This window comes from Streptomyces sp. NPDC020681 (assembly GCF_044334895.1).
Classification (GTDB): Bacteria; Actinomycetota; Actinomycetes; order Streptomycetales; family Streptomycetaceae; genus Streptomyces.
The window spans coordinates 13442-35858 of record NZ_JBIRTX010000034.1; the positions used below are offsets into that span (position 1 = coordinate 13442).

At 66.7% G+C, this 22417-nt stretch carries 10 protein-coding genes and 1 pseudogene; 5 read left to right on the plus strand and 6 right to left on the minus strand.

Going from position 1 to position 22417, the window contains the following annotated elements:
• Positions 1–6: 6 nt before the first annotated feature.
• The 3 genes from ACH4YL_RS38390 to ACH4YL_RS38400 are packed head-to-tail and all read left to right on the plus strand — an operon-like array spanning position 7 to position 3156.
• Positions 7–1110 (plus strand): sugar ABC transporter substrate-binding protein, encoded by a 1104-nt coding sequence (locus ACH4YL_RS38390; protein ID WP_398512177.1) that lies wholly within the window; start codon positions 7–9, stop codon positions 1108–1110.
• A 13-nt stretch (positions 1111–1123) separates the two neighbouring features.
• A complete protein-coding gene (locus ACH4YL_RS38395) occupies positions 1124–1915 on the plus strand; it encodes an ATP-binding cassette domain-containing protein (protein ID WP_398512178.1) in 792 nt (263 codons plus the stop codon).
• Positions 1912–3156: a sugar ABC transporter permease gene (locus tag ACH4YL_RS38400; RefSeq protein WP_398512169.1), complete on the plus strand. Its 1245-nt coding sequence runs from the start codon at positions 1912–1914 to the stop codon at positions 3154–3156. Before ACH4YL_RS38395 ends, ACH4YL_RS38400 begins: the two co-directional genes overlap by 4 nt.
• 638 nt (positions 3157–3794) lie before the next feature.
• Here the strand turns inward: ACH4YL_RS38400 and ACH4YL_RS38405 are convergent.
• The 3 genes from ACH4YL_RS38405 to ACH4YL_RS38415 form a co-directional block, all read right to left on the minus strand.
• Positions 3795–4211 (minus strand): TfuA-like protein, encoded by a 417-nt coding sequence (locus ACH4YL_RS38405; RefSeq protein WP_398512170.1) that lies wholly within the window; start codon positions 4209–4211, stop codon positions 3795–3797.
• Complete coding sequence (locus ACH4YL_RS38410) at positions 4178–4384, minus strand: hypothetical protein (protein WP_398512171.1); 207 nt, start codon at positions 4382–4384, stop codon at positions 4178–4180. The genes ACH4YL_RS38405 and ACH4YL_RS38410 overlap by 34 nt, the downstream gene beginning before the upstream one ends.
• A 405-nt stretch (positions 4385–4789) precedes the next feature.
• Positions 4790–10060, minus strand: a complete 5271-nt coding sequence (locus tag ACH4YL_RS38415; RefSeq protein WP_398512172.1) for a type I polyketide synthase — start codon at positions 10058–10060, stop codon at positions 4790–4792.
• Positions 10061–10420: 360 nt separating this feature from the next.
• On the opposite strand from ACH4YL_RS38415, the gene ACH4YL_RS38420 reads away from it, so the two are divergent.
• Positions 10421–11356, plus strand: a complete 936-nt coding sequence (locus ACH4YL_RS38420) for an amidohydrolase family protein (protein ID WP_398512173.1) — start codon at positions 10421–10423, stop codon at positions 11354–11356.
• A 55-nt stretch (positions 11357–11411) separates the two neighbouring features.
• On the opposite strand, the gene ACH4YL_RS38425 is transcribed toward ACH4YL_RS38420, so the two are convergent.
• The 3 genes and pseudogenes from ACH4YL_RS38425 to ACH4YL_RS38435 form a co-directional block, all read right to left on the minus strand.
• Positions 11412–11558, minus strand: a complete 147-nt coding sequence (locus ACH4YL_RS38425) for a hypothetical protein (RefSeq protein WP_398512174.1) — start codon at positions 11556–11558, stop codon at positions 11412–11414.
• A gap of 277 nt (positions 11559–11835) precedes the next feature.
• A pseudogene (gene tnpA, locus ACH4YL_RS38430) lies at positions 11836–12216 on the minus strand (IS200/IS605 family transposase); the annotation flags it as partial.
• A gap of 406 nt (positions 12217–12622) precedes the next feature.
• Positions 12623–16528: a lonely Cys domain-containing protein gene (locus ACH4YL_RS38435; RefSeq protein ID WP_398512179.1), complete on the minus strand. Its 3906-nt coding sequence runs from the start codon at positions 16526–16528 to the stop codon at positions 12623–12625.
• 2061 nt (positions 16529–18589) lie between these two features.
• On the opposite strand from ACH4YL_RS38435, the gene ACH4YL_RS38440 reads away from it, so the two are divergent.
• A complete protein-coding gene (locus tag ACH4YL_RS38440) occupies positions 18590–19600 on the plus strand; it encodes a hypothetical protein (RefSeq protein ID WP_398512180.1) in 1011 nt (336 codons plus the stop codon).
• Positions 19601–22417 lie beyond the last annotated feature (2817 nt).

Genomic DNA, 22417 nt, shown 5'->3' on the forward strand with positions numbered 1-22417 from the left:
AACCGGATGCTACAAGGGAAAACCCGTCCGCATGGCGTCGCCGTCGTCATGGCCTTGGTGCTCTTGGCCATTACCTTCGTTGCCTGCGGCAAGCCTGGTGAGACAGGCGCCGGGGCGGAGCCCGGCGTGAGGGTCGGCCTCCTGCTCCCGGACAGCCGCGTAGCTCGCTGGGGCAAATTCGACAGACCTCTGATTGAGAAGAAGATCAAGGAGCTGTGCAGCACCTGCACGATGGATTACGGCAACGCCCGGGGAGACGTGGCCACCCAGCAGCAGCAGATGGACTCCATGATCACCAAGGATGTCGACGTCCTGATTCTCGGCCCTGTCGACGCCAAGGCGCTCAGCTCCTCCGTCGACAGAGCGCACGACGCAGATATCCCGGTTGTTTCCTACGACCGACTCGCGGAGGGGCCGATCTCCGCGTACGCCTCATTCGACGGTGAGGAGGTCGGCAGGCTGCAGGGCGAGGAGCTCCTCAAGGGCATGGGCGACAAGGCGGACGGTGGCCAGATCGTCATGGTGAACGGCGATGTCGTCGCCGACCCGAATGCAGTGTCGTTCAAACAGGGCGCGCTGTCCGTTCTCCAGAACAAGGTGAAGATCGGCAAGACATACGACGTACAGGCCTACCTCCCTGAGACTGCGTATGCCGACGTGTCTGGAGCCATCGGGGCGCTCGGTGCCAACAACATCGACGGCGTCTACGCCGCCAACGACGGCCTCGCCGCCGGCGTCATCTCCGCCCTCAAAGCCAGCCTCGTCGCTCCGCTGCCCCCTGTCACGGGGCAGGACGCCGAGCTCGCCGCACTGCAGCGCATCATCACGGGCGACCAGTACATGACCATCTACAAGCCTTTCAAGTCCGAGGCCGACGCGGCTGCCGCGCTGGCCCTCGCCCTAGGGCGAGGCGACAATCTCGACGACATCGCTAAGGACGAGATCAACAGTTCCAGTGGCCAAGAGACCCCCGCTGTCCTGCTCACGCCGGTTTCCGTGACCGTCGAGAACATCAAGGACACCGTCATTAAAGACGGCATGTACACGATCGACCAGTTGTGCACTCCAAGGTTCGCGTCCGCATGCGAGAAGGCCGGACTACTCAATTGAGCTGAGGAAGGGGCTGGTTCCCGTGACCGCTACACCGCTGCTGGCACTGCGTAGCGTCTCGAAGCGCTACGGCGCGGTCCAGGCGCTCTCGGACGTCGAGCTGAAAATTCATGCCGGTGAGGTCGTCGCCTTGATGGGCGACAACGGCGCTGGTAAGTCCACCCTCGTCAAGGTGGTTGCGGGCGTCGACCCCGCGGACAAAGGCATCATCGAGTGGGAGGGGCAGAGTGTGCAGCTCAGCCGCCCCCGCGATGCCCAGGCCCTGGGCATCGCGACCGTCTATCAGGACCTTGCCTTGTGCGACAACCTCGACGTCGTCGGCAACCTCTTCCTCGGCCGTGAGCTGCGAAGGTTCGGGATCCTCGACGAGGTGGAAATGGAACGCCGTGCCCGCGACCTGCTGAGCACCACGGTATCCATCCAGATCCCCAACATGCGCGCCCGTGTTGCTTCCCTGTCCGGGGGCGAGCGGCAAACAGTCGCGATTTCCCGGTCCCTCCTCAGCGAGCCGAAGTTGCTTCTCCTGGACGAGCCCACCGCCGCACTTAGCGTCCGGCAGACAGCCCAGGTACTCGACCTCGTCGAGCAGCTGCGCGACCGCGGGCTCGGAGTGCTTCTCGTCAGCCACAACATGGGCGACATTAAGGCCGTCGCAGACCGGATCGCGGTGTTGCGCCTCGGGCGAAACAACGGCCTCTTCGACGTGGGCACCACACTCCAAGAGCAGATCATTTCCTCCATCACCGGCGCCACAGGCGACGCGGTGACGCCCCGCGCCCCGGACCTCGGGAAGGCTGAACTGTGAGGCACTCGCAGGGGCTCAAGGCCCGCGTCGACGCATACGGTCACAGGCTCAGCAGCGGCGAGCCAGGCCGGCTCCCGGTCGTCCTCGTCCTCGTCGCGATCTGGGCGGTCTTCGAAAGCCTCAACAGCGCCTTCCTCTCGCCGCGCAACCTGTCCAACCTCAGCGTGGACATCGTAGGCACCGGTCTGATCGCCGTCGGCATCATTTTTGTGCTGCTCATCGGCGAGATCGACCTGTCCGTCGCTGCCGTCAGCGGCCTAGCGGCAACGATGTTCGCCGTGCTCAACGTGCAGTACGGCATGCCCGAATGGCTGGCCGTCATCGTCGGCATGCTCTGCGGTGCGGCAGTCGGAGCCGTCCAGGGATTCATCATCGCCAAGGTCGGCGTACCCGCGTTCGTCGTCACCCTCGCGGGACTGCTGGGCTGGAACGGCCTCATGCTCTACGTCCTGGGGACCAGCGCGACAATCAGCCTCGACGATAAGGGTCTGGTCGCCGCACTGACTAACACCTACTTCAACCATGACGCTGTTGCGTACGGGGTGGCGGCGCTGGTCGCGGGAGCGATCCTGCTCGCCTCCTACCAGGGCAGGCGACGTCGCAAGGCGGTCGGGATGCCGTCCCGGCCACTCGGCGATATCTGGCTGCGCACGGGCGGGGTGGCGGCGATCGCGTTCACCGCGGCCTACGTGCTCAACCAGTTCCAGGGGATGCCGCTCGCCCTCCTGATCTTCCTTGTTGTCATCGCCGGCTTGGACCTCATCCTCCGGCACACGCTCTACGGACGGAAGGTCGGCGCGCTCGGCGGCGGCATCGAAGCCACCCGCCGCGCCGGTGTCAACGTGGTGCGAATACGCATCTCGGTGTTCGTGGTGTCCGGGACCATGGCCGCGATCGGCGGCCTGTTCTTGGCCTCGCGGATCACCTCGGTGAGCCAGTCATCGGGTTCCGCCAACCTGTTGGTGAACGCCATCGCGGCGGCTGTCATTGGAGGTACCAGCCTCTTTGGGGGGCGTGGCAGGACCTGGTCCGCGCTACTGGGCATGCTGGTCATCCAGTCAATCGCCTCGGGCGTAGCTCTTCTGGGCGTCCAGAGAGCTATCCAGTCCATGATTACCGGCGGTGTGCTGCTCGCCGCCGTTGTCATCGACTCACTGTCCCGCCGCTCCCGGGAATCACATAGCAGGCCTAGCGGGCCGCTCATGCCACGTCCCGGCGACCCGTCCTATCGGGGCCGGTAACCGAGAGGAGCCCCCGTTTTTGGGGTCGGCTCGGACTCGGGTTTGCCTCGCGCACGAGGGGGTTTCCAGCAGCTGATCAAAAGGGAGAGAAGTACTCCTGACCTGCGACCATAGGCTGGTCTAGGAGCATATCTGATCTGGGTGGTTGTTCGCCGGGGCGGGCCGTGCGACCCGGTGTCCTGTCACGTGCAGGGGCGTGACCCGACCGTACGACGTTAGCTACGATTCGCGCCTTGAGGAGGCTCGACGAGGCGAGTATGGCGGTTGGCTCGTTTGGCAGTAGCCGGCCACTGTGGCCGGGTCGTGCAGGTTCACCGGCGGGCGGAAGACAAGGAAAGCCGGCAGGTGATTCGCGGCCAGCCTGGGCGGCACATTCGGCCAGCGGTAGATCAGGGCTGCCATCGTCGGGGTGCCGGGAGGTACTCGAACTGCCTGGCCCACGCCGCGGGAAACGCCGGTCGAACAAGGTTGGTACGAGAGCCGGTCGGACGTCGCGGACGCGCCGCCGCCGATCTCCTGAACAGCGATGTGCTTCGCTCACCGCCGGAAAGGCCGGTGTCCCACTGTGCGTCGGCTGCTCGCGGCGGGGGATTCCACGGGCGGTGCGTGCAAGGTGCAGGGCGTCTCGGCGCTTCACGTCACCGAAGTGCGGAACTGTGGCGCGCTGCTTCTACAGCCACCTTGCGAAGCCGTGCGCCTGGCGGCGGCGGGCGAGGGCCACCACGGAGGCCGCGTCGTCCGCTGCGGGTAGTAGACGGCCCGGAGCGCCTCCAGCATCTGACCCGCTGCCGAAGTGGTGACGACGCCTTCGGCCTCAGCCAGGCGGAGCCTCGCGCAGGGTCACCCGGGGGCCATGTCAACCCCCGCTGGCCCTCACCCGGTTCCTGCCCTACCACTACTTCGTCGTCGCCATCGAGGTCGCCGTGGACGTAAGCCTCGAACACGCAGCCCGCGCCGACCATGCTAAGCGGATACAGCTCGGCCGCCTGGAGGGCACCGATACTCCCTGCGCCGATCACCCTTACGCCGCGTGCCAGGATTTCCTTGTGCCGCACGGCGCCTGGTGATACATGCCGTCGATGACGACGACGGTGTCACCGTCACGGATTGCGGGATCGAACAAATCAACATGCTGCACCGGCGGCCGCACCCGAATCTCCGGCGCGGCGAGCACCGGCTCACCTGGATCGAGCGTCGGCCCGATGAACACGTCGATCACTTCTGACACTGCTGCTCCCAAAAGCAGCTTCGAAGGGCGGGTGGACACAGACGTGCCCCTCGCTGCGTTCCCGGTCCTGGGGGAGGAGCGGTGGCAGGTGCGAGGGGCACGTCGGTCATGCAGGGCGGGCGGTCAGATCACGGGGAGCCCGCCGAGCGGTGAGCGGAATGCATCAGGGTCAGGGGCCTTCGTCCTCGACATCCTCGATGCGCACGACGCTGGAGGTGGCGACGAGGTCGCGACAGCAGAGCCACCCGCCTCCGTACCCACCAGCTCGGCCTGGGCGGCGAGTTTGGACTCGGACACGTCCATGGACCCCTCTCTTGTTCCTGAATGGTCGCGCTGGTCCCTTCGACCGCGCACGTCAACCTCGTAACTGAGGCGCAGGGACACCAACGGTCCGCATCCGCTGCCCTACGTGAGTTCGTCGAAAAGGAACTCCGCTACGGCTTCGACCGAGGGTCGTTCCCAGAGCAGCGTGGCCGGCAGTGCGAGCCGGAACCGCTTCTCTAGCCGCCGTCGCACGACTACGGTCATCACCGAGTCGAGGCCCAGTTCCGTTAGAGCAGCACGTACGTTGACATCGGTGGCATTGGTCTTCATGACCTCAGCGACGCTGACCCGTACGGAATCGACGAGATGTCTGCGCAGCTCGTCCGGCGGCAGGGACTCCCACTCGGCGATCCCCGAGGTGTTCGTGGACGCGGCATCTTCGGGTGCGTCGACGCTCAGTTCACTGAGCAGAGGGGGGCGTGCGAATCCAGGCTCGGGCGGCAACGTACGCAACACGGCGAAGTAGTCGCACTCATGCCGATCGGCGAATTCCCAGCAGCGGAAGGCTTCCGCCACTGTGATGTCGGCGGTTCCGTGTGCCTCCAGCTCGACGTCGATCACCTCGGAAGAGGTCGACATGCCAAGCCCCCGCCAGGAAGTCCAGCCGAAGCTGACCGTACCGGTGTCTCCGGCCGCCCGCCGGTGACCGGCCAGGGAGTCGAGGAAGGCGTTGCCGGCGGCGTAACTGGCCTGACCTGGCAGCCCCAGGAGCAGACCGCAGGACGAGAACAGTGTGAAGAAGTCCACGCTCCGGGGCGGGAAGAGTTCGTGGAGGACAAGCGCGCCGTCCACCTTCGGCTTCATCACCTTGCGGAGCGAGGCCTCGGTCAGATCCGCGAGCTGGCGGTTGTCGAGGACACCTGCGGCGTGCACCACACCCCTGATCGGCGGGAGCTGAAGCTCGGACGGGCCCAGTAGCTTCGCTGCCTGGTCGCGTTCGCTGATGTCCACAGCAAGCGTGCGCACAGTGACGCCGACTGCTTCGAGGGACCGTACTGCCTCGATCTGCCGCAGGAGGCGGGGCTCCGTGACCGTATCCCACGTCTCTCGGGGCGGCAGCCCGGTGCGTCCGGCCAGCACCAGGCGCCTCGCGCCCCGGCCGGCCATCCAGTGGGCGATCTCCAGGCCGAGTGCGCCCAGGCCGCCGGTGATCAGATAGGTGCCGTCGGCCCTGAACTCCGTTTCGGCGCGAGTCGCTTCCCTCTCGAGCCGGGCCAGGCGGCAGACGGTCCAGTTGCTGTCCCGTACGACCATGACGTCCTCGCCAGTCACCGAGCCGAGGACGGACAGCAGGCCGTCGGCCCCGGTCGCCGGCCGGTCCGCCGCGAGATCGATCAGTCCTCCCCAGATATCCGGGTGCTCACCGGCCACGACTCGGCCGAGCCCCCACAGGCTGCCGTGGCCGAGGCTCGCGGGGCTGGCGCTCTCGTGCACCCCCTGGGTGAGACACCACAGCTTTGGCCGGGACGGGAGCTGTGCTGCGGCGAGGCACTGTGCGGTACTGGTCAGCAGCCAGGTCGCGCGGAAGGAGGCTTCGCTCACGGATTCCGCCGGTCCGGTGACCGCCGGCGCCACCAGCACGGCGGCGGAGGCTGACAGGCGTTCGTAGACGGTGTCCAGCTCCTGCGGCGTCGTGAGACTCACGCACTCGGTTCCTGCGGCGGTCAGCTGCTCGGTGAGCCCGGCCGTCAGTGCGGTGTCGTCGCCCACCAGCACGACGAGGTCGGGGTGGGCGGACGGCGCGGAGGAGTCGAGCGCCAGGGGTTGCCAGACCAGTTCGTGCACGAGCCGGCGAGGGCTGGCCACCGCTCCGGGGTCTCCGTCCAGCACCCCGTAGCGGAGCTCGGAGAGGGTGGCGAGGACACGGTCTGTCTCATCCGCGACCTCGATGTGCACGGTGTCCGCGGCGGCGGTTCCCTCGGCGAGCCGCACGTTGATCAAGGCGCGAGCGGGAGGGTCTGCACGCAACGCGATCTCCCGGATGTGCGCGGGCATGCGCAGGGTCGGGGGGCCGTCGAATGCGATCGAGGCGATGGAGAACGCGGCGTCGAGGATCGAGGCCCATGAGGTCGGCGTCTCGTCCGTGTCCGCGGACGCCCGGACGCGGGCCAGCAATTCGCCGGGGCCCCGAAAGAGTTCCTCGACGGCCCAGGGAAAGCCCATCGCGGCCACGCCGATGGAGGCCAGCCGGTCGACGGGGAAGTCCGCGGGGAGGGTCTCTGTGCAGCGTCTTAGCACGTCGGCGTGCGGGAAGCGCCGCTGGTCCGCGGCGGTCGCTCTGTGCGCCACCGACGCCGTCGTGTGGGTCAGCCATGTCGGGGCATCCTCGTCGGAGCCCTGCTCGAGCAGCCGTGACGACAGCCGCATGGTGCCGTCCTGCAGGGTGACCTGCACCTCTCGGGGGGAGGTGACGGAGACGGGCACGCGCAGTGACACATCGCTGAGTGCGGGCCGTTCACCGTCGCCGGCGGCGGCCGTGAAGAAGGTGTTCAGCAGGACGGTGGCCGGGATGATCTCGACGCCCTGCACGGGGTGGTCGCCCGGGTACGGGCGGCAGGTCTCGTCGAGGTACGTCTGCCACACACGCAGCGGTGTCGTCCCGGCCACCTCGGTGCGCGTGCCGAGCAGTGTGTGGCTGTCCACGTCGTGACCGCCGCCGGCCGTTAGTCTCGGCCCGGACGCGGCCCAGTACGGCCGGTGTTGCCATGCGGGCGGGGGAAGCTCTGCGAGTGCGGAGACCGGCCACATCGAGTGCCAGTCGATGTCACCGCCGTGACAATGCAGGGCGCCCAGGTTGGTCAGCAGCGTCTCGCGTTCCGGCTTTCCACGGCGCAGGGTGTGAGCGACCATGGCTTCGGCGACATGGAGGTTGTCGAAGGTCTCCTCGATGGAATGCGCGACAATGGGGTGTGCGGACACCTCGATGAACCTGCGGTAGCCGTCCTCGACCGCGGCGGTGACGGCTTCGGCGAAGCGGACCGGATTGCGCAGGTTGGCTGACCAGTAGCGGCCGTCCCGGGGCGGGTTCGCCCGCGGGTCCTCGAGGGCGGTCGCGTACACGGGGATCGTAGCGGGCCGGATTGTCAAGTTGGCTGCGGCAGCCGTCAGTTCGGTGAGGAGTGGGTCCACGTGGCTGCTGTGGAAGGCCACATCGGAATCCACGCGCCGTACGACCAGTCCCTCGGCCTGCCACTGGGCGCACACGGCGTCTACCGCGGCCGAGTCGCCGCTCACCACGCTGGAGGACGGCGAGGCGGAGACGGCCGCGACCACATCGGTCCGGTCGGCCAGGCGTCGGCCGGCCTCCTCGAAGGAAAGGTTCACCATTGCCATACCGCCCAGGCCCGCGACCCGGCGCAGCAGAGCGGAACGGCGGCAGATCAGCCGGGCTCCGTCCGGGAGGCTGAGCACGCCGGCCGTCACGGCGGCCGCGATCTCGCCCACCGAATGACCGAGCACCGCGTCGGGAGTGACGCCATGATCGCGCCACACGGCGGCGAGGCCGACCTGCATGGCGAAGATCATCGGCTGGATCCGAGAGACGTCCCCCAACTCGCCCTCGCTGATGCTCCGGCGCGGGGAGAAGCCCATCTCCTCCTCGAAGATAGGGGTGATCTCGTCGATGACAGCGGTGAACGCCGCGTCCTCGTCGAGGAGTTCACGGCCCATGCCGGACCACTGGGCACCGTGGCCGGAGAACACCCAGACGAGACCCGCTCCGGCGTTCGCCTCGCGCGCCATCCGCCCGGACACCAGGCCCACTGCGGACTCTCCGGCGGCCAGTACCCGCAGCCGGGAGGTCAGTTCCGCTCGGTCGTTCGCGACGATCGCCGCGCGATGCGTGAGATGGGACCTGTGCAGGGCGAGGGTGTGGCCGAGTGCATCTGCCGAAGGGGCCGCACCCTCGGTGACCAACTGGTCCGCCAGCCTCACCGCGTACTGACGAACCGCGCCCTCGGACGCGCCGGACAGCGGGTACACCCGAGCCCCCGACTGCGTGTCGTGGCGGTCGTCGGCCGATACGTCCTCCGGCGCCTGCTCGAGAATGACGTGGGCGATGGTCCCGCCGTATCCGTAGCCGGACACCCCCGTTCGGCGCGGATGGCCCGTCCGCGGCCACGGGGTCGGTTCGGCAACCACGCTGAGATGGGACTCGGTCCACGGAATGCTCGGATTCGGCCGGTCGAAATGGGCGGTCGGAGGGATCTGGGCATGCTGCAGCGCGAGTACGGCCTTGATCACGCCGGCCACTCCCGCACCGGCCTCGAGGTGACCGATGTTGGGCTTCACCGAGCCGATGAGGCAAGGGAGACCCGCCGGACGGTTTTGCCCGAAGACGGCGGCCAGGGCACCCGCCTCAATGGGGTCGCCCATCGGGGTACCGGTGCCGTGCGCCTCCACATAGTCGATGGAGGCGGGTGCGATCTGCGCGCTCGCGTACGTGCGTCGCAGCAGGTGTTCCTGTGCCTCCTGGCTGGGCGCCATGATGCCGTTCGTCTTGCCCTCCTGGTAAATTCCGCTGCCCCGGATGAGGGCGAGGACATGATCCCCGTCGCGCTGGGCGTCGCTGAGCCGCTTGAGGACGATCACTCCGGCGCCTTCGCCGCGTCCGTACCCATTCGCGGCCGCGTCAAAGGATTTCGAGCGGCCGTCCGGTGAAGTCGCACCGGCGGCGTCCATGACCAACGTCAGCCCGGGCCCCGCGATGATCATGACGCCGCCGGCCAGAGCCAGCGGCACCTCTCCCAGGCGCAGGCTCTGGCATGCCTGGTGGATGGCGACCAGGGAGGAGGAGCACGCGGTGTCCACCGCGACGCTGGAGCCGCGCAGATCGAGGGTGTAGGAGACCCGGTTCGCGACCGCGCAGAACGCGCCGCCGATGCCCGTCCACGCCTCGATGTGTGGGAGGTCTTCCAGCAGGCGGCGGCCGTAGTCGTCCGATCCGACTCCTATAAAGACGCCAGTGTCGCTGCCCGCAAGGCCGCGCGGTGGGATGTTCGCGTGCTCCAGAGCTTCCCAGGCAACTTCGAGCACGATCCGTTGCTGAGGGTCCATCAGCTCCGCTTCGTGCGGTGTGATCCCGAAGAATTCCGCGTCGAATCCCTCTATGTCCGACAGGTATCCGCCGAAGCGCGTCGTGTGGCGGAGCAGTGCCGCGTTCTCGGCACTGGACGAGGCATACGATTCCCATCGCAAGGGCGGGACTTCACCGATGGCGTCCTCGCCTGTCATCAGGAGATCCCAGAACTGTTTGGGAGAGTGGACGTCGCCGGCGAATCGACATCCCATCCCGATGACCGCAATCGGTTCGTTGGCCATCACTTGCCGACCAGAATCCGGAGTGTGATTCATGGAGAATATCTCCTCGTCATTGCCTTGGGGTCATCGCTCAACGGCGTAGCAAAGGCGTGGGGAAAGGAATTGGAATGACTGTTCTACCCGTCGACGGTGAGTGTGTGCCAAGGGAGAGTCTGTGTGACTCCCGGCGACTGGTGTGAATTTAAGTCAGCTCCTGCGTGGGTTGGCCAGCCAAAGTCGTGGGATGTGGGTCGAGGGGGCAAAAGCTTGCCTGTTTGTACAGCAGGCCGATGCCCAAATCCTCGCCCACCCGCACAATCTCGCCTTCACCGTATAGTCGGCACCGGCGTGAACTCCCCCTGACCGGTACACTCTGAATCCCGCAAAACGCCTTAGTCATTGGAGGCGAAGATCGTGACCTCTCCCGCGCGTATCGACGTTCACCAGCACCTCATTCCCCCGGCCTACCGTCGAATACTCGACGAACGGGGCTTGAGCGCCGGCGGCTGGCCCACGCCGTCCTGGGACGCCGACAGCGCTATTGCCATGATGGATCGACGCGCTATTGCCACCGGCATACTCTCCCTCAGCGCCCCCGGCAGCCACCTCGGAGAGGACAGCGAGGCCCGCACTTTGGCGCGCAGCATCAACGAATACGGTGCGGAGCTGGTCAAGGATCGACCCGACCGGTTCGGCCAGTTCGCCGCCATACCACTGCCCGACATCGACGGTGCCGTCGCCGAAGCCGTCCATGCGCTCGACGAACTGCGCGCCGACGGCGTGGTGTTGATGTCCAACGCTCATGGACGCTACCTGGGCGACCCTGCCTACGAACCCCTATGGGTCGAGCTCGACGCCCGCGCCGCAGTGGTCTTCATCCACCCCACTGCGCCTGCCGTTCCGATGCTCCCAGGCCAGCCCAGCCCGCTCGTGGATTTCCCGTTCGACACAACCCGCACTGCAGTGGACATGACCGTCAACGGAGTAATGAGCCGCCACACCCGCATGAAGGTGATCCTTTCCCATGCGGGTGGTTTCCTGCCCTACGCTGCCTACCGGTTCGCCGGCGCCGCCCAGTTCAACCCCCACACCACCCCTGACAGCATCCTCACCAACCTGCGGCGCTTCTACTTCGACACCGCCCTGTCCGCCACCCCCACCTCCCTACCCTCCCTGCTCGCCTTCGCCGCCCCCGGCCACGTCCTTTACGGGAGCGATTTCCCATTCGCCTCGGAGCAATGGGGCAATCAATTCGACGCCTTTCTCGATGGCTACCAGGACTGGCCCCCCGGCCAGTTGCATGCTGTCAACCGCGGCAACGCGCAAGTACTCTTTCCCCGACTCGCGTAGACAGCTGTTGCTTCGGCTGTTGGCCAGCGTAAGGAACACGGCTTCGAGGCCAAGCTCAAACGTGCTCCCACCTATCACTCCGGCCTAGCGCGAACGTTGCGGCCTCGATCTGCTGCTTGGTCTTGGTGCGGTCGACCACATCACCCCTGCGCAGCATGTAGAGCGCGATACCGAGCGCCGCGCGGGCCCGGTCGTAGCTCATTGTTTACTATCCGGTTCGCTCACGGAGAGCAGCCCGGGTGGTGGAGGGTAGGTGGGGGCGAGGGAGGGCGAGCGCCCGCCGACGACTAACGCGGCTGCGGCGGGGATGCGGCGTAAAGCGCGGAGGAAGTTCCGGAGCATGGGGATGCTCGTCGTTCGGGCAGCAGCTGGTCGTCGACTTCCATCCCTGATCTTCGCAGGGAACGCCGGCCTTCAGGTGGGGAGGGAATGCGATCTGATGGCTGCTCTGCCGAGATGGTCAGAGTGGACGTTTGACGTTTTTGCTGCTCGATGTACTGCTTGACGATGCTCAACGGTGCTCCGCCGCAGGACCCTGCGAAATAGGACGGGGACCAGAACGGGCCGTGCTTGATCGCCCGGTTGGTGCGGCCGGTGAACTCCTGGCGCAGATACCGGGAGGAGACGCCCTTGAGGCTGTTGACCAACTTGGAGAGCTGGACCTTCGGCGGGTAGTGCACGAGCAGGTGGACTTCGAAGGACTGGCAGACGTCCCGCATGATCTCCTCGCAGCGCGTCAGCATGTCGCCGTTGAAGACACCACGCCGATACTTGGTGACGAACACCAAGTGCACATGCAGGTTATAGATGACGTGATTTCCCCGACGAATATCGGGATCTGGTTCCCAGCGTGGTGACATCCGCCAAGAGGAGTGTGGCCACGGACTCGGCCGAAGGGGGGTGGGCTGGATGATCCGTGCGTACAAGTTCCTCATGCGGCTCTACCTTTTCCCTGGGGCTGCCCCAGCCATTCGTAAGGTTGTGGCACCCAGGGGAGTTGGGTGTGGCTTTCATGCGGCTGCCGTTCGTGGCTCGGTAAGCTTGGCCGCCCGGCTCTCCACGACGACTCGGCCGCCGATTGGGAAATGCGAACAGGTCGCTGTGTAGAGCAATGCCGGCGAGGTCGTCTGTGGTACGAATTGCAAGCACGACCTGATGGAGCACGATGAGCCGGATATGGGCGGGGACCGACTGTGGTAAGACCCACCAACCGGGCAGTGTCGTTGTATCGGGCAGTACGGATGCGGTGAGGTCCCGGAAGCCCCGTCACAGATCGTTCGAAGCGTGCGTCCCCGCGACCGGGTTGATCCCCAGTGCGACCTGTGGCAAATCATTTGCACTCTGGGTTCCCCTGCCGGACGGCCGCTCGCCCGGCCTCCAGTACGGCAAGCGGCTCGGCCATCTGAGCTCCCAACGGCCTCCACCCCGCAACTCCAAGGGCTCGCGCCCTCCGCTCGCACCCGGGCTGGCCTGACTGCTGAAGAATGACCAGCCCGGGCCACGGGTGGAGCGGTAACCGGACCGGGTTGCTGGACGCGGCCCCGGCTGCTGGGAGAAGCTGAGGTTTCGCTGCCGCCCGTCGTGGCCTCCAGAACCCACGAAGCCCATCGCGGAAGCCGACCGTCCAGGCAGTGCAAACCCCGAACCAGAAACCTGGGAAGGGAAAGCAAAGGGGGGCAGGGGGGTGGCAGCAGCTGCTCGGCGCCTCAGCTTACCCAAGTACGAGGACAGGATCGGCTTCCGCTGGTTGGCGGCATTTGATTGGTCGGCGGCATAGGAGTAGGCGTCGAGCAACAACTTCCGCATGCCCTCGGGAACATCGTCTGCTCGCTCGGCCGGGCGGGAGTCCTGATACGCCTTGAGAAGGGTGCCGCGGACCCATGACTCTGTGAACAGGGTGTTCCGGTGTGCGGGGTCAGCCTGCCGCATGATCTCGATGGCGGCAGCGCCGCGTAGCAGGCCTGTGTATTCGCCTGAGCGGGATGGTTCTTCGATTCCGATGCCGAACTCGTGGCGTAGGAAGCGCACCAGAAGCAGCGTATGGTCCACGCCGTCCGAGCCGTGCTCCTGCCAACCGTACTTCGGCCGCAGACCGGTGACGTCCTTCAGCCGGTCAAGGCGGCTCCTCGTAGGTTCGGGCACAAACTCCACCCACGTCGGCTCCCCCGCCCCGCCGGCTTCCAGCGTGAGGATGAGACGCTGCGGCGTTTCAGTTGTGGCCAATATGCGGTTGGGAGCGTAGACCTTATTGTAGGGTCCGCCTGCCAGATGGTTGGCCACTACCTGACCATGAGCCAGCACCCTGAGTCGATCGGCATCCTGGGGCAGGGCACCGGCTTCGCACACCAGCATCACGAAAGCCCGGGTTCGGGCGGGCGGTCCATCGCCACGCAACCGCGACAGGCTGGGGCGCCGCAGCAGCATCTTGCTGACCGTATGAGCATCCACGTTCGCGACTCTGTCGGTGGTAAGCCCCATCACCCCGTCATGCCCAGCAAGCTGCATCGCAGACGGATTACCGTGCGCGGCGTAGAAGTAGGGTTCTTCACCCCGCACAACCCACGGGAGCGGACGCTCTGACCCGGGTATGAGACTCGAACTGCCGTCCGATGCCTTCGAATGAATCTGGTAGGTATCCACCAGTCCCAGGAAGGCGTTTGCATATTCCGTTTGACTGACAATGGATGACCCGCCATTGGGCTCGCCCGTTTCGGCGTCTACGATGGTGTTATACGCAAACGGTGAGGTGAACCCCCGTGCCGTTCCCTCGGGATCGGGGTCCGGCCCCAAGTCCTCAGGCCTGGCTATGACCCAGTTCCCGGTCGGAACGCCCTGGACAAAGACAGCTGTCAGCAGGACGTCACCCTGATCAGGCACATGGGACACGAGGCTGGTGTGGGACCATACGATCCGCTGGCTGCGGGCGGCGACCATCCGGGGCAGCCACAGGCCACCTGAGGCCATATTCGAACCGGCCAGGACAATGACCACATTGCTGCCCTGCTCCCGCAGAGCGGGGTCGTGAGCGACCAGCGTGGCAAACTCACTAAGCCACAGGTGATATTCACGGCTCTCGCCATCGACCACCCTGACTGTTCCCTTGCCCCGGGGGCCCAGAGTCAGGATGGGGTACGGGACGGCGCCCGTGCGGGACCACGGTGCTTGGCGTCTCGCCCAGGGGCTTGCGACCTGTTCGTCTGCGATGGGGGGTGTGAGGGTGCCGCTCCAGTTGCGGCCGGGGCGTCCGGCACGGGTGAGCTGCTGCGTGTCATCCCGCAGCAACAGCCCCTTCGCCCACTCAAAGTGGCCTTTCCGCAACGAGTCCGCCAAAGGGCGCAGGCCGCTGTCCGGCAGCAGGCTGGGTGATGCCAGCTGGGGGTAACTGCCGGACCTCACCGCGGCGGTCACGAGGGTGAGCAGGAATGACTCCTGCTCCGCCGTCACCGGCACGTGATCCCCCAGATGCAGCACGTGACGCGCAAAGGCCTCGTACTCGCCCTTCATGCGCTTCTTCAGGCCTTGCAGGATCTCGACGGGCTGGGTGTGGTAGGACGAGCCCAGGTTCGGGCCGGTCGGCCGTGGGGTTACGGACCGCCACGATGATTGCATGCCGTAGCGGTGGTCGGTGGGCGGGTCGCTCAGCGCCCGTGCCGTCGAGTCCGCCGCCGAAGTCCACGGCAAAGCATCCGCTATCACACGCCCACCGGGATCGACTACCACGGCCCGGGCATGGAGCACCTCCGCCAACGACGGCTCACCGCGCCCCACCCGCACCCCCGCCGGCGCCTGCGGCTCAACCCACACCACACCCTGATCGGTGGTGTGGTAGGCCGCAAAGGCATGCCCCAGCCCCCGAGAACGCTGCACCAACACAAGCGCCGCCGCCCCAGGCCCGGCATCCCGCACCGCATCGGCAAGCCGCTCCCACGACGTCACCCGCCCCCAGTCCCCGCCCGGGGCGAACACGTCCCCGGCACGACCAGTCCCCACCACCAGGTCGTCCACCACGCGGGCCGGCCGAATCACGCTCGGCGCTCGGAGGCGAGCCGCGGAACCGAACACCTCACCTGGCGGGTGCAGCGCCTTCCCCAACCCGACCAACAGCACCAGGCAGTCCCGCGTGGACAATCCCAGGCTTGCGGCATCCCCGGCCTGCGGGATAGGGCCCGCATCGGACATAGACGGGGAGGCGGCCCGCGCCTGCCATACCACGCGATCAACCAGCCGTGCCAGGCCATCCACGTCCAACAACAGTCCACCCACCCGGCGGTGGCCCGTCTGGGCGCGGCTCAGTTTCTGGCTCTGTTGCGGAACATCAACGATGCGGTCCAGGTGAGCACCGGACGATGCCTGTACGAGTGCGGTGAAGTCCCGGAAGCCCTGCCACAGATCGTTCTCGGCACGCGTCCTGGCGACCGGGTTGAGCCCCGGCGCGGGGTCGGGGTCCGCGCCGTAAAGACGCTGCAGCAACGGAACCAGGGGCTCCTCGTGGGCGCGGACCCAGTCGGCCCCGTTGTTCCGCTCCCTGCCTGTCAACGGGTCGCGACCGTGGTTCGCACCCAGATAGGCGTTGGTGGTCTGCGCAAAGTACTCCTCAGGGCTGAGCGAGGAGTAGTTCTCGCTCAGCGCTCCTTCGATGTTCCGGCGGGGCCCATCCGCCCACTCGGTATCGGGCCCCGCCTCCACCTTGGCCTCGAACACGGTGCGCACCCGGTCGCGGTCGTGCTCGCTCAATCCGAATTGATAGACCATGTGAGCGAGTTCATGCATCACCGTGGAGTAGCCGTCCGGGTAGAACGGATGCTGCCCGTCGATGTCCGCGTTCTCGCCGAGCAGGTTCTCCTCCGCGACCAGGACGAGCCGGGCGTCCGGGGCGGTCACCCCGCGTACTCCGCGCAGCGGCTGCCCGTCCTGGGCACGCAGGAGCTCGGCGTGAGCGGCATCCGTCAAGCCCGTCACCTCGGTGACCGGGACGGTACGCGGAATGACCACAACCCGCACGCCGCTGCGCTGCACGCGTGCGGCCGTCGCCGGGTCCGCGAGTACACGCGAGAGCTGGCGGGTCAACTCCATCCGCGCAGCCACGGGACGATCCACCCGCCCGGACACATCGATCAGGGACCGTGCGAGATCCGTGACGGGCGAGGCAGGCAGCGGCGCGTACCAGTCCACCCCCAGCCCGGACGAAACTACCTCAGGTGGAGTCTCCCCCGCTCCCGCGGGCGGAGCACCGTGGAATGGACTCCCGGTCACTGGGTAAGACCGCCAATTGGACCCGGAGGGTCCCTGCCCTGCGAAGAACCCAGGCGGCAGCCCACCGGGCAGCGGCGCAAGCACTCGAACCGGGCCCCCGCCCACACGGGAGCCTGCGGCGACCGGCAACGCGCGTGGGTAAGCATGATGGCCACCATGCGCCAGGTCAGGCACCACAGTCCCGTCCCATGACGGGCCCTCCCCACGGCCAGGAGCCAGAACAGCCGCCGACCTAAGCAGCCCGAAGACCGGGCTATCGAACCGCGGGCTGACAGGAGCCACGGTCGACCGCTTCCGGGATCGCCGCCCAACCGACTCACCTTCCGCGGCAGAAAAGAAGCGACCTCCTGGCGCCCCACCCCACGGATAGTCACCAGAACCGGCGAATTCCAACCCACCCAATCTCCCGACCAATGAGGCCGCAAGACTGCGTACCCCCCGCGGATCCGCCACTCCGAGATCCCAGTCCATGTGGATGCGGCACGCCAGACGGCGGAGAACCTGGTCAACGGCTGAGAGTTGATGGAACAGAGTGCCCAGAAGAAGGCGGGATGGCTGCCAAGAAGCCGGAGGAGGTCCGACGACGAATGCCCATGCGTCGCGCATGGCTGCCTCACGATGTTGCATCGGGACCGTCAGCCACACTCTGTCAGTCTGGGAGGCGGGAATTATCTCCTCTGTGCGTGGGACCAGGACGTGTGACGGGGCCCGTGCCGCTCTGGTGCTCTGGATCCCCAGACCCTCAGGCGTCCGGTACCGGGCACCGCCGTCGCCGGGCACACTCAGGCTCGCGCGCCGCACACGCTCGACGAGACCAGCAGGCCACTGTGCGGACGGGCCGAAAGGAGTCGAGCCACCAGAGGAGCTGCTCGCACGGGATCGAACCGGAGGCCCACCGCCGAGAGGCGACCCCAAAAGTTCGCGGACCGGGCTGGCATACTGCACGCGATCGGGGGCGAAGGGGGAAAGGTGTCCTGCCGTGCCCGGCGGCACAACGCCCTGTCCCTCAGAAGGGCTCCATGGCGCCCGGGTTCCGTCCGCCGGCCTCATGGACGACGGGGGCCGGGCACTGGCGGTACTGGACGCACGCGAACCCGAACGCCGTGCCCCCTCCCCGGCGTCAGGCCGCCCATAGGACGACGGTCTGCCAACAGGCCGGATACCAGAACCACTGCCCCCGCTGTGGAGACCGCCGCTAGGAGACCCGTAGTCAACCTCGCCGGACAGACCGCCCGAGAATCCATGGGGCGGCACTGTTAGGAACGCCGGAGCCACCGCTCGATTCACCGAAACACCAATACCCGGAGAGCCATCCCCGGCTGCCGACCCCGACGGCCCCACGAACGGCCTCCCAACAGGAGCTGGCGTAGCCGGATTTCCCGTCCCACGGCCGACCGCCGGAGATCCACCACCAACCGACCGCGCAGATCCAGGGAACTGGTGGACACGGTGGTCCTGCGGCGGGTCAGGGGGCAGTACCGTCCCCGGCCGCCACCACCTCTGACCTTCAGTAGGTTCCGGTTTTCCCCATTCACCCACCCCTGCTTGGACTTGCCACCTGTTCAATGTGCTTTCTATGAAGTGTTGCGGAGTGTTTGGATACATGCGGAGCTGCCAGACCACCCGCCGGGCAATCTGATCTTGACGGTTCGGCAATTTCTTGAACGGCAAATGAGCAAGAGCGCGAAAATCTGCCCCCGAGTACTCCCGATATTTCGGAAATTCGTTGTAGGCGGCTGCGAGCCGCTGATCTTCTTCGCTGGCCCAGTCGAAGCCGCCCCACCGTCTGGAACTGACGAGATCGGCGCGTTCCCAAGACTCATTGGAAACCCATCCCGAGGTGGCTCCCGAATTCCGCGTGACGCTGTTGGCGGGTGCTTGGGAGGTGGGGTGTAGGGGGGCCTGGTGGGTGGGGGGGAGGTGGAGTGTGGTGTGGTCTGGGGGTGTGTGCGGGGTGGTGGGGGGTGTGGCGGTGTAGGGGTGGTCGTGTACGACCGGGCCGGAGTCGAGGAGGTTTTCGATGGTATGGAGGTGGCGGGCTGGCAGGACGGGGTCTGGCAGTGTGCGGGTGTCGGACATGATGCCGGTGCTGTTCTGGTGGGTGCCCTGGGTGGTGCGGCGGAACAGCGTGGAGGGGTCGTGGTACTGGTCGGGGAGGCCGAAGTAGTGCAGCAGTTCGTGCAGGACGGTGGCGTCGTTGGCCTGCCGCAGGGTTTGGGCGTGGTCGGACTGGTCGGCTGGGTCTACGGAGTGCAGCCGGAAGTGGAACTGGTCGGTTCTGGCGGGGGTGGGGGTGGTGCTCAGCTCGATGGCTTCGGGGTGGTCGGGGGTGTGGGTGAGGTTGAGGTCGATGTGGAGCTGGTCGCGGGAGCGGGGCAGTTGCAGTCCGTGGTTGATGTGCTGGTCGAGCAGGTCCCGCAGGTGAGTCTCGAATGCCGGCAGGTCGTTGGGGGTGAAGCCTTCGCCGGTGCGGACGGGGAGGTGGAGTGTGAGGTTGCGTATCCAGCGGCCGTCGTCGGCTTGGATGCGGCGGATCCACATGCGGATCACGGTGTCACGCCCGGCGAGTATGCCCGGTGTCTGGCGGTGGGGGTCGCGGGCCGGGTCGAATCGCTCGGTGTGCAAAGCGGAGGCGGGTGCGGCCTGCCGGCGTGGCCGCCACTGTTTGGGGCGGATGGGGTCACCGGCCGGGATGCCCAGCACCGGCAGTGGCCCAGTACCACGCTGGCCGTCGGCGGCTGCGGGCGGTTCTGCTCCGGGTGCTGGCCGGTCCTGACCGGTCAGGGGTTCGCGGTCCGTCACCGGGTTGGGGTCGGGTTGGGGGCTGGTGAGCGTGTGCGAGAGCGCGGGGGGATCGTTTCTCAGGGGGGTGGGAGCAGGGTCGGTGACACGGCCGGCCTGCCCGGCGGGGAAGAGCGGGGCCTGGGCAGTCAGGCGTGCCATCACGGCCGGGCCGGCAGGGCCTGTGTTCGACGGTCTGCGCGGCCGTGAACCGACGGCATCCCCCAGCCTGCCCGCCGCTGATGGCGGCCGCAGCGTGGGGTCGGGCAGCCCACCTCCAGACGTCGGCCTAAACACTGTCGAACTGCCAAACCCCGTCGATGATCCCGCCGACGGTCGTGACCAGAAGTACGGGCCTGGAGTAGCTGAAGAGGAGAACGACACGCCGGGTAGGCCTCGTGGGTCTGAGGCTGCAAGTGAGGACGACATTCCTTTGAATCCCCCGGACCTGGAGACCGCGGAATCCCCAAACAGGTTGAGTGCACTGGGGCGGGTCACGGGACCACTCGGCAGTATTCCCGGTACGTCAGGCGTCGTAGGTTCCCGAGATGTGGAGTAGGCCACGCCGGACGGACCGCCGCCAGACACTGAAGGCGACTCGTGCACCTTCACCTTCACGCTGCGGTGAAGCTTTAGACCTGCCGCCTCAACCGCACGCTTCAACTCCGGCGAAGCGTGATTTCTATACCCTTTGTGCAAGTCATAAGCAATTTTTCCAATAGGTATGACTTTGCCGCTGCTGGGATGTGTCCACTTCGCCGTTTGCGGCACATGCTCAAATTCGTTCGCGTCGCACCACGCGTCGAGCCCCTCAGTAACCTCTTCGTCGGTATATTTTACCCTTGGAATTCTTTTGTAGCCCACTCTTTGCACCGCGGCCAACACCAGCTCTGTGGTCTTCGTTGAGGCGCGGCCGGCGAGTGCCATATGGACCGTGCGCACGGACTTTCGAGCCTCCTTCGCCACGTCGTCCAGGGTCGGTTGCTTGTCCTGCATCTCCGGTGGCGCGAGCACGGCATCGGCGGGCGGGCCCTGCGAGTGGGCAGTCGGTGAGGCTGGAGGCGTCAGACCGGAACGATGGGAGAACGATTGCTGTAGCCGCCCTGGGGAGCCCGGGATTGCAGGTGAGGGGAATCCTGCTGTGCCGAATCCCGGGAATGATGTCCCGGCATCCCAATTGGGCCAAGTCGGCTGTGGTTGCTGAAGCGTCGGCACCGCCCCATGGTTTGTTCGGCTAGCCGGCCGGGGGAAGCCGAAGACGGGATCGGATTTGGTGAGCCACTGCTCAAGAGCGGCCGAGGCGGGTCGAGTCGGCTGTGGTTGTTGTAGGGGCGGCACTGCCCAAGGGCTCGTTCCGCTATCTCGTCGAGGGCGGAAGCCCTGGAAGGGAGCAGACCAGTTGGTGTACGGCTGTGGTGTGAAGCTGCTTGCCGCCGCGGGTGGGTGACTCGGTGTGAGGTCGTTTGTGTGAGTTGGCGTGGGGGATGGGCCACGACTGCCCGGGCTCGGCGATGGCGCGAATCTGACCCACTCATTCCATGCGGGATCCCACTCGGTGTCCCTTCTGTTTTGGTGGCCGGTGGTGGATGCGGGGCGGGCGGGTGACGGGTTGCTGGGCCCTGGATTGGGCGGGCCGTATGGATTAAAGCCGGACTGTGGAGGTGGTGCCGCACGGTAGTACGGATCCCAGGCGGGGAAACTGTTGTTGTGGGGGTTCATGCCGGCGTGCAGGGCTGATGCCTTTGGGCGTGCTGTTTTGTATTGTTCTGCGAGTTTGCGGGAGTGGTGTGTTGCGGCTTGCTTGCCGTGGGTGATGTAGGTGTGGGCGACGAGGCGGGTCAGCTGGTTGAGCAGGTCGCGCCGTCGGGCTTGGTCCGTGCCCGGCTCCGGCGCTATGGGCAACAGGCCGACATGGTCCTGGTTGATCTGGGTCTTGGCCCAGTTCAGTGCTCGTTGTGTGAGTTTGCCTCGTGAGTCGATTGCGGCCAGCAGTGTGTGGTCCTGGTCCGTCAATGCCGCGGGCGCGGCGGCCGATGGTGCCTGCCCGGATGTGGTGCCTCGGAGGCTATCCGTACGATCCGGGCTGGGCACGTCCGGGCCGGGGGAGGGGGTGGTGTCTTGCGTCGAACTTGTGTCCTGAGTGCTGTGTGCTGGTGGTCGGGTCACGGCTGCGGCCGGCGTTTGAGGCAGCTCCCGTTGGTGATGCTGGTGGTGGCCGGGTGCGGGCTCTTCCCCGGTGGTCGTGATGGGTGGGTCGGTGTCTGCGAGGGAGAGGCCGGGTTCTTTCTCATGGAACGATGGCCCGTGGGTGTTGTTGTCGATCGGGGCTGGGCGAGTGGAACTTCCCTGTCCAGCCGGAAGTGAGGGTTTCCGCCCGGGTGTGGGGTGCCAGGGTCCAGGTCGTCCGCCGATGAGTCCGGTGGTGTGCTGTGTCCCGTACTGCGTGGCCAAAGCCTGTGACCTGCCGGTCGCTGTCTCTTCACCGTTTGTGGCATAGGCGTCCGCCACGATCATGCCGAACTCTCGCAAGAGTGCGCTGCGGGCGGCGTTCTCGGTGGACGGGTTGGGCATCGGTATTGGCACCTGGTGATCCGCGCTGATCCGTGCTGCTGCCCACTGCATCGCCTGTCTGGACCGTTCCGGGGGCAACTTGCCCAACCGCTTGCGTGCGTCAGCGGCAAGCCGCCGATGATCGTCCGAGAGCTTCTTCATGCCGGGCCCCTGCGATGGCGCGGCCATGGCAGCGGTGGGCGCGCTGTGCGGGGCGGGGACGGGCGGGCCGAAAACGCCTGTGTCAGAAGAACTGCGCGGCCGCGAACTGACGGCATCCCACAACCTGCGCGCTGCTGATGGCGGCCGCAGCGTGGGGTCGGGCAGCGTGCCTGCAATCGTCGGCCGAAACCCTGTCGAACTGCCAAACCCCGTCGATGGTCCCGCCGGCCATGGTGCCGGGAACGGTCCGGCCGACGGGCCTGCGGAACGTGGAAGCGATGAGGATGGCGCTCCGCCGAGCCCCCAGGACCCAGA